Source organism: Nostoc sp. LEGE 12454 (assembly GCF_056620565.1).
This window is the reverse complement of sequence record NZ_JBWQXL010000067.1, coordinates 16,128-27,312: the sequence shown is the minus strand read 5'-3', so window position 1 is coordinate 27,312 and position 11,185 is coordinate 16,128. Positions and strand designations below refer to the sequence as shown.

The following is an 11,185-nucleotide window of genomic DNA, read 5'->3' as shown; positions in this document are numbered from 1 at the left end:
AGGACAGGCGTTGGACACTCGCCTGTAGATATCCTTCGGCATCGGTGCAATAATCATGCTTTTAAGTAAAACCTTGTCCAGTCAGGATATTTAACTCATTACGTGCGACATCGAATCGCACTACTCTCAACTTATTGTATATTCTTTGAACGGCACACATTCAATTGGAATATTCGCCATAAATTGGGATATGTCCTGACGACCGTAATAAGTAGGAATTCCTCTAGAATCTTGAGCCATCAGTACAATAGGTATTCCAGGAAATATAGGTTGAAAGACATGTATAGCTTTGTCAGCTTCAGTTTTGTGATCCACAATCTGCTTCTTGACTATAACTATTGCAAAAGTCACTCTCTGTTCTTTGATAATTGCGCCTTGAAATTTCATATCTAACTCCTAAGAAAACTACAGTTAAAGTTCAAGACAGATTGGTATGAGATGCACTAATTTCATGTTGTGGATACTATATCAATCCCTAGAACTCTTCCAGGAAGTAATTGGCACTCCTGTGGATAAAGGAAGCAATACTCCTCTTGAGAAAGTGGTTTATAATCTTGTAAATGGTGTGATGAAAAGAAACTGATTACAGCCTGATTAAGAATATCCCTTATTGGTGACTGTACTAAAATTAGCCCTTGATAAAAACCAGTCACCATAACAGGAAAATAAGTACCAGAGAAAATACTTACTGGGTTTTTCAAATCATATTCTTGACCAAGTTCCAAGTCTTGATAGATACTACCAAGCTTAAATAAAACACGCGGTTCTTCCCTTGGGTTGTTTGGAGTGTATGGAAGGGGTAGATATACATCAGACATAAGTTCTCTTCTTATTCGATTATCGAACATATACTAAGCATATAGTAGCACGATGTTTAAAAATCTAACAAAGTTAGAAGTATTTTCTTGCCAAATCGGGCTAAGATTAGGTTAGATGTTCGATTATCAAACAAAGATTAGGTTTCAAGGAGAATGAATTACGCAGAACTAGGTCGCCGAATTCGCTTTGCCAGGGAAGAGGCTTTGCTGTCTCAAGATGCTGTGGCACAGCATCTTGAACTGCCGCGTTCTGCTGTGTCTTTGATTGAGAGTGGCAAACGCAAGGTAGACAGTCTGGAACTCGAACGGTTTTCCCGTTTAGTTGGGAAGAGTATTCTGTTTTTTTTTGATGAAGAGTCTAGAGCAATAGAGGTTAGTAATTTTGAGGAGGATGACCCAACTCAAATCCTTTTCAGTGCCAACCAAGTTGTTGACATATCGCCTGATAAGGAGCAAATTGATCGGTTTCGTCAGTTTCACCGCAACTTTGGGGATTTAGCTCGAAAGTTGAACCGTCTTTCTGAACCTTACTCAAGTGAGCCTTTATACAACGTATTTAAGCCTACTCCAGCAGCAGCCAAGTGGATGGCAGCACAAGAACGTGCCCGACTGGGGATTCCAATTTCTAGCCCAATTAGAAATATGTGGGACGTTTTGGAGAACGAAGGTGTCAGGGTGATGGCATGGAATCTGGTAACGCCCAAATTAGGAGGATGTTTCATTTTTTCACCTTTCCTTGGTTCCTTCATTTTGGTGAAAAGAAACCTTGGAGATTATTCAGCTAATATGCTTAATTTTGTGCTGGCACATGAATATTGCCATCACTTAATTCATCGTCAGCAAAAAGGCATTACCTGCGACCCCAGTGGAAATTATCGCCGACCGGAAGAATACTTTGCTCAATGGTTTGCTGCTAATTTATTAATGCCTGAAGAAGCAATAGTTCCACGATTGACTTTTTATTTAGAAAAGTCAGATGGAGATATTAATGCCGAAATCGTTATGCACTTGGCGTTAGATTTTGGGGTTAGCTATAAAGCTATGCTTTACCGTATGGGGGATAAAAGAATTGGCTTAATTGAGAAAAATGTCTTGCCAAAATTATCTAAAGAAAAGCCAAAACAACTGCTTGCTAAAATTGGTCGTTCTGTTCCTCGCTTGGAAAAATTTAGTCAATTTCCTAATGAGTATAGAGAGATGGTCTTTGATGCGTATCGTTCCGGTTATTTAAGCTTGAGTAAGTTGGCAGAACTGTTAGAAATAACTTTGGAAGAGGCAAAAAATGAATTACAGTCCAGAGATATTCCTATTAATTTGGGTATCAATTCTGAGTTAGAACTTTTAAGCGATATTGAGAACGCTTAACTATTTGGTGTGAAGATTGAACGGAAAAAATAGTGAAGTCAAAAAGTACAGAACCAGAGGCATCGCCAATAATTTTTGATAACACTGTACTGAGTAATTTTGCTCTTTCACAGGTTTTCTATGTCCTCCAAAGGCTCTACGCTGGTAGAGCCTTTGTTGGTAAGGCTGTCCAACGCGAAATCCAAGCAGGAATTAACAGCGCTTCTACATCTGCTCGTTTGCAAAATCGAACGAAACTAGAAGAGATTAATCAGGCTTTAGATGATGGTTGGCTGCAAACACCTCCAGATGATGTTAACCCCAATGATGATGCTATCGAGTTACGACTAACCAGAGAGTACAGTCAACGCTTTGGTGTGGGGGAGTCAGAAGCGATGGCTATAGCCCGTAACCGTAATTGGGTTTTTGCTTCCGATGATGGCCCAGCCAGAAATTTTGCCAAAGAACGGGGGATTCGCTTAACAGGGACTTTGGGTATTCTCATTAAGGCGGTTAAAAACAAAATTCTCTGTTTGTCTCTTGCTGATGCTATTCACGCGCAGATGATTGATGAAGGTTATCGTTCTCCCTTGTCCTACGAAAATGGCATTTCTAGCTATCTCAATCCATAATGCTTAAATGAACCTGTAGTACTATAAACATTCCATGCCTGACTCAACCCCCAAACGCCCTGCTGTATTCATCGAAAAAATGATGCCTGTGCAGGTATTAAACGAGCAAGTTAATTTTGAACATGGGGGAAATCCTTTTAAAGGATTACATCGCTGGTATTCGCGTAAGCCATTATCTTTTAGTCGCGCCAGTGTGTTGGCTTCTTTATTACCAGCAGATATCACAATGCAAGAGTTTGAATATTTGCTGGGGTTAGTACCGGGGAAGGAGGTAAAGCTATATAAAACACCGCCTAATTCTGTGCAAATTAAGAAAGTGCAGGATTATTGTGAGAAGGTTTGGGGAACTCGCACACCAACTGTTTTAGATGCCTTTGCAGGTGGTGGAAGTATCCCTTTTGAGGCGGCGAGATATGGGTTAAATGTGCTGGCTTCTGATTTAAATCCTGTGGCGGTGGTGACGATGAAGGCGGCGATGGAATATCCGCTAAAGTTTGGCCCAGATTTGCAGGAGGATATTGATAAATGGGTGAAGTGGGTTGGGGATGAGGCTGAGAAAAGGTTAGCTGAGTTTTTCCCTTCTTTGCCTGGGGAAACTGTGCAGAATTATTTGTGGGCGCATACAGTTGTTTGTCCTAGTTGTGAGTCTGTTGTTCCGTTGAGTCCTAATTGGTGGTTAAGTCGTGCTAGTAATTATGGAGGAAAAGGACAAGCGAGGAAAATTACGAGTGATTGGTATGCAGTGAAGCCAATTCCTAATCCTGAAAATAAGCGCGTTGATTTTGAATTGGTTAGGGGAAAGAAGGGGAAGGGGACGACTATTCAAACTGATGATGAAGAACATGACCCAGATACTACAATTACCATTAGCAGAGGCGTAGGTAGATGTCCTAATTGTGGAAATGTGATTGAAGATGATGTGATTAAGGATCAAGCTCAATCATTTGGGTTAAAGCAACAATTATATGCCGTGGGTTATAGGAAAGATAAGGGAAGCTTAGAATTTAGAATCGCTAGAGAAAATGATATTTTTGGATACGAATTATCAAATAAAAAAATAGAATATAAACTTCAATTAACAGAACATAACTTAATTCCTAACGAATTGATAATTAATGACCACGGTCAAATTCTAAATTATTGTAAACAATGGTCAGATATATTTAATCCACGTCAGCTTTTAACGGTTGTAACTTATGTAGAAATTATCAATGAAGCAAAAGCACTAATTCAATCTGAATATGAGTGGGAGAAAGCAGAAGCAATTATATCGTACCTCGCACTGGTATTTGACCGTTGTATTGATGTCAATTGTAGGCTAGCTCACGTTAATGCAATGGGCCCAAAAATTGAAGGTGCTTCTGGTCAACATTCTTTAAATTTAATTTGGAATTATCCAGAAACTAATGGAAGTTTACGTTTATGGCGATGGTGTGCTGAAAAGGTAGCATCAGATTATGAGAAATTATGTGCCTTATTCGGAACTAAATCCGGTTCAACAGGTATTCCAGGTATTGAACAATATGACCCAAAATCTATACAAATTAACTCAGCATCAGCCGATAATTTAACTCATATCTCTGACAAATCTGTAGATGCAATTGTGATAGACCCACCATACTATGGCACAATTCCCTATGCCGATTTATCCGACTTTTTCTACGTCTGGCTAAAACGCACCCTCGGCGATATCTTCCCAGAATTATTCTACCTAGAACTTACTGACAAAGAACGCGAAGCCGTCGCCAACCCTTCCCGTTTTCGCAACATGGGAGTATCCCCAGAAATTCTCGCCAACCAAGATTATGAAGCAAAAATGGCGATGGCGTTCGCCGAATACCACCGAGTCCTCCGCGACGACGGCGTAATGACAGTGCAATTCAACCACAAAGACTCCGGCGCGTGGGATGTCTTAGCAAAATCCCTCATCGATGCTGGTTTCGAGATTACCGCATCTTGGGCAGTCAGTACCGAAAACCCGCAAAACTTGCACCAAGCGCAGAAAAACGCAGTATCCAGCACCGTGCTTTTAGTATGCCGCAAACGCGATCCGAATGCTGAACAAGCTTGGTGGGATGACGTGCGAATTGACGTGCGAAATATCGTCTTTGAAAAAGCGCCAGAACTCGAAAAATGCTTAACTGAAGATTCACGTCCGGCAGCTGATAGAGTAGCAGATCCGCAACGCCGCATTAAACCCCCTGGTATAAACTTGTGCTTAAGTGCTTTCGGTTCAGCTTTGAGTGTATTTACCAAATATAGTTCCATCCTCGACAGCGCCGGGAATCAAGTTGAACCCAAAGCAGCATTTGAAGAAGTACGCCAAGCAGTAGTCGAATACCGACTACAAAAGCTATTAGAAGGTAAAGACTTCAACGGTATTGACCCCTTAACCCAATGGTACATCTTGGCATGGGATACCTTTGAAGCGCGAGAATTCCCCTTCGATGAAGCTAGACAACTCGCCTTAGCAGTCGGTGGTTTTGATGTCTCCGATTTAGTCAAAAAACACAAACTACTCGATTCTGGAAGCGGTTACTGTAAATTACTCACCCCGCAACAACGCTTGAAAAAACGCGCCTTCTCCGTCACCGATACTGAATTTTCTGCCAGATATTTAGTAGATGGACTCCACGCCATTATCGCTCTTTACCAAGAGGAAGAAAATACAGAACCAGTCCGTAGATTTATGAAAAATACAGGCTTAGTTAGCAACGATTTATTTATGCGGACATTTGAAGTAGCGTTGAAAGTAATTCCCCGCATTGGTGATGAAAAGAAACGTCTTCCTGAAGAAAAAGCGTTATTAGATTTGTGGTTGGCTATGGATGAAATCAAAGCCAAAGTCTCTTATGTGCAACCTGAAATACCATTTAATGAAGGTGGACAATTGAACTTATTCTGATAATTCCGAACCTACCTAAACAACAACTAATCGATTAGAGTTTCTTTAAGGAAACTAAACCATTGTCTTGAAAATCTATTTCTAGATGATATCCTGCCATGAGAGAAGTCCCAAGTAAAGGTTTATAACCAGCAGCTAAAACTGGAACTAATCTTTCTATACCGTCCCATACAATTGTTGCCAAATGTATAGACAATAAAGAAGGTTTATAACCAGCAGCTAAAACTGGAACTAATCTTTCTATACCGTCCCATACAATTGTTGCCAAATGTATAGACAATAAAGCTTGAGTACCGTCGGCTAACCTTGCTTCGGTACTAGAATATAAGGGAAGATTCATCGCACTGACTGCCTGTGATGGTAAAGTAAGATGGTCATTAAATCCAGTATCAATGACAAAATCTAAAGAAAACTCTGGCTGCGAAGGTAAACGAAAAACCACTGGAATTATTGCCCTACCATCGATTACTTTCCCATAAATCATTCAGCAGTACGCTCCATTGCACCACCAAAACTTACAGCAACATCATAACCAATCCGTATAGTAAACAATCTAGCATTAGGGTTTTTCTGTTTTAACTTTAACGCTGTCTCTACACCAGTTGGATCAATCCCATATTCACCCGTTTCTGCATCAATCACAATCATCTTGCCGATATTGTCACCAGACTCGACATTTTGACGAATACCGTTTTCATAAAACTGTTTAGCTCGAATAGCTACTTCTTCTACACTCCAGAAAATTGATTGCATCACAATTACACCAAATGATTGCTTCTTCAACCATTGTAGTATTTACATTATTTTAGTTAAAATTTAGATAAGAAGAGTGAAAAATGTTGTATTTATAGCAGAGCTACTACAAAAATTCAAAGCTTATGACAGCAAGCAATATTAGGCAGCAAATTTTAGAGTATATTGAAACGTTACCCCCAGAACAGGTAAAAACTCTCCTGTTAACATGGCTGACTAGTTCATCAGGGGATTTAGAAGATTTTGAGCAGTTAGTGACAAATCAAGCTACTCAAACCACAGAAGAATCATTTCAGTACGGTGAGATAGACGCAGCATTAAATTTTCAACCTCTTACTGAAGCCCAAATGGTTCAGCAGAGTCAATCCGCTCTCGAAGCGTACTGTAGCACAGGTTCAGGAGTGGCGCATGACCGTGTGCGCGAATGGGCAGACAGTTTAGGAACTGAACAAGAACGCCCATGTCCCAGATAGTTTGGACTCTAACTGCAATTGACGACTTAAATCGTCATTACGATTTTATCAAACTTAATAATCCTGATGCAGCAGCACGGGCAGTACAAGCAATTGTCTCTTCAGGCGAGAGTTTACAGCAGAATCCTCGTCGAGGCGCAATTGTAGATGAAATAGCAGGGCTACGAAAACTCTTAGTTTCTTTTGGTAAATACGGTTTTATAATTCACTACGTTATTCTTGAGGATGATGTTGTTATTTTACGTGTCTATCACGGGCGAGAAAATCGACCTCGTTAGTATTAATTTTCAAAGGATATAAACAACCGCATAATATGCCGAAAATTTTACGTGAATATCCCTGGAAAATTAGTTACACCAGCAACACCCACAACACCATTGCTGATTTCTACATTCCTGCTTTAGAGTGTGCCATTCAATATGACCGGAAAGCAGGTTTTTTTAGCAGTGCGATTTTAAGTAAAGTTGCACGGGGTTTAGGTGCAATGCTGCACAATAAAGGGCAAATGCGGTTAATCATGGGTTGTCAGTTTAGCCCCCAAGATTTACAAGCAATTCAACAGGGATACGAACTGCGAGACGCATTGCTATCTCGTCTAGACGCAGACTTAAAACCACCAGAAAGTTTTGCCCAACTCAAACACTTTGAAATTCTCAGTTGGTTAATTCAAAATCAGTATCTCGATATTAAAATTGCTATTCCTCTTAAAGAAAATGGATTACCTGAAGATAGTACACAGCAACTAGACCCACAGCATATATTTCACGAAAAAGTTGGCATTTTTACTGATAGTAAGGGCGAGAAATTAGCATTTAACGGTTCCAATAACGAATCTATCGGTGGCTGGGAGAGGAATGTAGAATCCTTTCACGTTTATTGTTCTTGGGAGGGAGGAAGGGAACTAGATAGAGTTGAAGAAGAAGTAGCGAGATTTGAGCAACTTTGGTATGACGTATCGCCTAACGTGCGAGTCTTTGAAGTTCCAGAGGCGGTACAGAAAAAGCTGTTGCGTTACGCAAAATCTACTAAACCTGATTGGAATGCCCAAGCTGAATTTGACTCTAGACCAATTAATAATGTTGACAGTTCACAGTTGACGGTTGACGGGGAAGAGCTAACAGTTAATAGTGAACAAAATTGGTCAACTGTTAACAGTTTACAGTTGACTGAAATAAACAGTGAACCCTCATCAGTTAACTGTCAACAGTTAACTGTCATCAGTGAACAAGAACGGTTGGCATTTACTCAACTTGCCAATATTCATGAACATCCCGGCTGCTTAGATTTTTGTTTAAAATCAATTCCCATTCACCCCTGGCCACACCAAATTAAAATACTGCGCCGCGTTGCTCAAAATTTTCCCCAAAGTTTTCTCATCGCTGATGAAGTTGGTTTAGGTAAGACAATTGAAACTGGTTTAATTCTGCGTTATCTGCTGTTATCCAAAAAAGTGAAGCGGGTACTAATTTTAGCACCTGCTAGTGTCCAACCCCAATGGCAAGAAGAACTACGGGAAAAATTTAATCTGCATTTTTGGAGTTACACATCTACAGAATTTAAAGACCCCTACAAGCGGACTATCCCCGCAGCAGCTAATCCCTGGAATACTCAAGATTTAATCCTCGCTTCTTCTCATTTGGTGCGGAGAACTGACAGAATGCACCAGCTGCTATCAGCAGAACCTTGGGATTTAGTAATCTTAGACGAAGCACACCATGCACGCCGCAAAAGTCCCCAAGACCGCAAGGAAACGCCCAATCGCTTGTTACAGTTAGTGGCCCAGTTGAAGGAGAAGACTAAATCCCTGATTCTTCTCTCAGCAACTCCCATGCAAATTGATGCTATAGAAGTTTTCGACTTGTTAAACCTGCTGGGATTGCAGGGACATTGGAGTTACGGCGATAACTTCTGCGATTATTTCGCCTCGCTACAAGGTGCTGTAAAGCCGGAAGTAATTAATTTTTGGCAAGTCATGTCTAGTGATTACTTTGGGCGCGGCGGACAACCTTGTTCTAGATTAGAGCAGTTTTTGACCAAGAGCGATCGCATCCTCGCTTACAAAATGCAGGATACTTGGCAACGGAGAAAGAAAATCTCTAATCACAAACAATTATTGGCAGATGAAGACTTTATCGACACCTCACGCCAATACTTGACAGTGAATACTCCCTTAAAAGACTTGATGTTCCGCCACACCCGCGACACTCTCCGACAATACTATCAGAGGGGACTGCTAGAGCGGGATATTCCTACTAGAGTTGTGCAGGATAACGCTATTACGCTAGAACCCCAACGGGAAGTACCGCTTTATGTAGCTGTCAGCGACTATGTACGTCACTTTTACCGACTGGCACAAATAGATCAGCGTTCTTGTTTGGGTTTTTTGATGACCCTTTACCGCAAACGTTTGACCAGTTCATTTTATGCTATCAAGTCATCTCTGCAACGTCGTTTGGATTATTTGTTAACTCAACGGGGAAGCGTTTTAAGTGACGACGATTTAGTAGATGTGGATAATGAGGATGATACAGTGATTGCTGGGCTGGAATCTTTCTTTGAACCAGTAGACCCCCAGGAAATTCAATATCTTGAAGAATTACTACGTCAATTTGAAAACACTGGGGAAGATAGCAAGCTTTCTCGCTTTATTCAAATTTTACGCCAAGAATTAACTGATCGAGAAAGTGCGATCGTCTTCACTCAGTACACTGACACGATGGACTATCTACGGGATACATTGAAGGAGTTGTACGGTAGCCAAGTAGCTTGTTACTCAGGTCGTGGTGGGGAACTGTTGACAGTTAACAGTTCACCGTTGAATGAACAATCCAGTCAACAGTCAACAGCCAACAGTCAACCAAATTGGTGTCTAGTTCCCAAGGAAGAAATTAAACGCCGATTTCGCCAAGATGAAATCAAAATTCTCCTCTGTACTGAATCTGCTTCCGAGGGTTTGAATTTACAAAATTGCGGCGTGTTGATTAATTATGATATGCCTTGGAATCCTATGCGGGTCGAACAGCGTATTGGGAGAATTGACCGCATTGGACAAAGATATCCGACTGTGCGAATTCACAATTTTTACTATGATGGCACTGTAGAAGCGAAAGTTTATCGAAAATTGCGCGATCGCATAAACGCTTTTGCCACTGTTGTTGGTAATCTTCAGCCGATTTTAGCCCAAGTTCCTACCTTTATTGAAAGGGCTGTTATGAGTGCTGATCCAGAAGAAGAGGATGTTTTAATGTCTCAATTCGATTCTGTGTTAGACAGTCCACCACCTCGTCTCGCAATTGAGGAAATGGTAGCAATGGATTTAGAAGCTGACTTAGCGGAAATTCAAAAACCAATTGCTTCAGCTCCCTTTACGCCAGAAACTATTGAGCAGTTATTCACCTACTCAGCAATTTTAAAAGCTAATGGTGTGCAGTTTGAGAGAAGGAGCGAACGTACTTGGCAACTGAATTACAAAGGGCAGAATTACATGGTTACTTTTTACCCTAGTGTTTTTGATGAAATGCCTTCCCTACGATTAATGAATTTTGGCGACCCCTTGTTTGAAAAAATGCTACAAACCATTAATTTTTGAGCCTACAGTTTTAACATTTATATTCCTGGCGTAGTGGGATATGGGGTGGAAATTTAACGAAAATACGGGATTATATAATCCCATAATTTAGTAATTTTACTATTTTCAAATCTTCTCAAAAGGAACCATTCAAAGCTTTATTTACCCGTGGTATATTGACGTTTTGAGCATTAAAAATGATTTTAAAAGCAATATCTCTCGCTGACTGCTTCAACACTTGCAGATAAGCAACAGCATCATCACGTCGGCGGAATCTTTTCACAACAATATTTTCTTGATTGGGAATATCACGGACAATACACCACGGTTTTAATTGCTCAGAATAAGTCATATTCTACCCCTTAAAAATGCTGTAAAATAACCATGCTATGTAGTTTTAAATCGCCAAATTTTACCTTAAACGAGGAGGTATACTCAAAGACAGGTCAAATTGATATTGACAATTAGAATTATGCGTGCATTAGATTTATTGGACAGATATATAGCGTTCCGACTGGAATGAAATATTGTGTACTGAGTCTGAAAACCGTCCTTAACTAAACGGTATTGGGATAGGGCGGGGATAGTGCTTCGGATCAAAAACGAAACGCCCTTTAACCACATTTTTGCACGAGCTATACTGTGAGGAGGGCAATTGAGTTTTTGACAAATCTTCTTAGAATAGCTTGACT

11 protein-coding genes are annotated in these 11,185 nt (G+C 40.5%); 6 read left to right on the top strand and 5 right to left on the bottom strand.

Going from position 1 to position 11,185, the window contains the following annotated elements; genetic code table 11:
- Positions 1 to 126: 126 nt before the first annotated feature.
- Together AC1F2U_RS32570 and AC1F2U_RS32565 are read right to left on the bottom strand one after the other, a co-directional pair.
- Complete coding sequence (locus AC1F2U_RS32570) at positions 127 to 387, bottom strand: hypothetical protein (protein ID WP_335087099.1); 261 nt, start codon at positions 385 to 387, stop codon at positions 127 to 129.
- 62 nt (positions 388 to 449) lie between these two features.
- The gene (locus AC1F2U_RS32565) at positions 450 to 818 is read right to left on the bottom strand and encodes a hypothetical protein (RefSeq protein WP_480264900.1); all 369 of its coding nucleotides are present in this window, start codon (positions 816 to 818) and stop codon (positions 450 to 452) included.
- 153 nt (positions 819 to 971) lie between these two features.
- Here AC1F2U_RS32565 and AC1F2U_RS32560 point away from each other — a divergent pair, with 153 nt between their 5' ends.
- From AC1F2U_RS32560 to AC1F2U_RS32550, 3 genes are read left to right on the top strand one after another with little or no spacing between them, the layout of a single operon-like run.
- The gene (locus AC1F2U_RS32560) at positions 972 to 2,183 is read left to right on the top strand and encodes an ImmA/IrrE family metallo-endopeptidase (protein WP_480264899.1); all 1,212 of its coding nucleotides are present in this window, start codon (positions 972 to 974) and stop codon (positions 2,181 to 2,183) included.
- A 32-nt stretch (positions 2,184 to 2,215) separates the two neighbouring features.
- Positions 2,216 to 2,794 (top strand): PIN domain-containing protein, encoded by a 579-nt coding sequence (locus AC1F2U_RS32555; protein WP_480264898.1) that lies wholly within the window; start codon positions 2,216 to 2,218, stop codon positions 2,792 to 2,794.
- Between the two features lie 34 nt (positions 2,795 to 2,828).
- Entirely contained in the window at positions 2,829 to 5,699 is a 2,871-nt protein-coding gene (locus AC1F2U_RS32550) for a DUF1156 domain-containing protein (protein ID WP_480264897.1), read from the top strand.
- A 34-nt stretch (positions 5,700 to 5,733) separates the two neighbouring features.
- Here the strand turns inward: AC1F2U_RS32550 and AC1F2U_RS32545 are convergent, their stop codons facing one another.
- Entirely contained in the window at positions 5,734 to 6,183 is a 450-nt protein-coding gene (locus AC1F2U_RS32545) for a clan AA aspartic protease (RefSeq protein WP_480264896.1), read from the bottom strand.
- Positions 6,180 to 6,452 carry a hypothetical protein gene (locus AC1F2U_RS32540; RefSeq protein ID WP_196520289.1) on the bottom strand — a complete coding sequence of 91 codons (273 nt, stop codon included), beginning with the start codon at positions 6,450 to 6,452 and terminating at the stop codon, positions 6,180 to 6,182. The genes AC1F2U_RS32545 and AC1F2U_RS32540 overlap by 4 nt, the downstream gene beginning before the upstream one ends.
- A 125-nt stretch (positions 6,453 to 6,577) precedes the next feature.
- Here AC1F2U_RS32540 and AC1F2U_RS32535 point away from each other — a divergent pair, with 125 nt between their 5' ends.
- The 3 genes from AC1F2U_RS32535 to AC1F2U_RS32525 are packed head-to-tail and all read left to right on the top strand — an operon-like array spanning position 6,578 to position 10,514.
- The gene (locus AC1F2U_RS32535; RefSeq protein ID WP_480264895.1) at positions 6,578 to 6,925 is read left to right on the top strand and encodes a hypothetical protein; all 348 of its coding nucleotides are present in this window, start codon (positions 6,578 to 6,580) and stop codon (positions 6,923 to 6,925) included.
- A complete protein-coding gene (locus tag AC1F2U_RS32530) occupies positions 6,913 to 7,203 on the top strand; it encodes a type II toxin-antitoxin system RelE/ParE family toxin (RefSeq protein WP_229456757.1) in 291 nt (96 codons plus the stop codon). Before AC1F2U_RS32535 ends, AC1F2U_RS32530 begins: the two co-directional genes overlap by 13 nt.
- Before the next feature lie 35 nt (positions 7,204 to 7,238).
- Complete coding sequence (locus tag AC1F2U_RS32525; protein ID WP_480264894.1) at positions 7,239 to 10,514, top strand: SNF2-related protein; 3,276 nt, start codon at positions 7,239 to 7,241, stop codon at positions 10,512 to 10,514.
- A gap of 115 nt (positions 10,515 to 10,629) precedes the next feature.
- Here AC1F2U_RS32525 and AC1F2U_RS32520 read toward each other — a convergent pair whose 3' ends face one another.
- Entirely contained in the window at positions 10,630 to 10,845 is a 216-nt protein-coding gene (locus AC1F2U_RS32520; protein ID WP_480264893.1) for a hypothetical protein, read from the bottom strand.
- Between the last annotated feature and the right edge of the window lie 340 nt (positions 10,846 to 11,185).

Excerpts from the sequence above, each read along its gene's own strand:
- AC1F2U_RS32525 (WP_480264894.1), top strand. The coding sequence starts at position 7,239 with ATGCCGAAAATTTTACGTGAATATCCCTGGAAAATTAGTTACACCAGC.
- AC1F2U_RS32520 (WP_480264893.1), bottom strand. The coding sequence starts at position 10,845 with ATGACTTATTCTGAGCAATTAAAACCGTGGTGTATTGTCCGTGATATT.
- AC1F2U_RS32560 (WP_480264899.1), top strand. The coding sequence starts at position 972 with ATGAATTACGCAGAACTAGGTCGCCGAATTCGCTTTGCCAGGGAAGAG.
- AC1F2U_RS32565 (WP_480264900.1), bottom strand. The coding sequence starts at position 818 with ATGTCTGATGTATATCTACCCCTTCCATACACTCCAAACAACCCAAGG.
- AC1F2U_RS32540 (WP_196520289.1), bottom strand. The coding sequence starts at position 6,452 with ATGCAATCAATTTTCTGGAGTGTAGAAGAAGTAGCTATTCGAGCTAAA.
- AC1F2U_RS32570 (WP_335087099.1), bottom strand. The coding sequence starts at position 387 with ATGAAATTTCAAGGCGCAATTATCAAAGAACAGAGAGTGACTTTTGCA.
- AC1F2U_RS32530 (WP_229456757.1), top strand. The coding sequence starts at position 6,913 with ATGTCCCAGATAGTTTGGACTCTAACTGCAATTGACGACTTAAATCGT.
- AC1F2U_RS32550 (WP_480264897.1), top strand. The coding sequence starts at position 2,829 with ATGCCTGACTCAACCCCCAAACGCCCTGCTGTATTCATCGAAAAAATG.
- AC1F2U_RS32535 (WP_480264895.1), top strand. The coding sequence starts at position 6,578 with ATGACAGCAAGCAATATTAGGCAGCAAATTTTAGAGTATATTGAAACG.
- AC1F2U_RS32545 (WP_480264896.1), bottom strand. The coding sequence starts at position 6,183 with ATGATTTATGGGAAAGTAATCGATGGTAGGGCAATAATTCCAGTGGTT.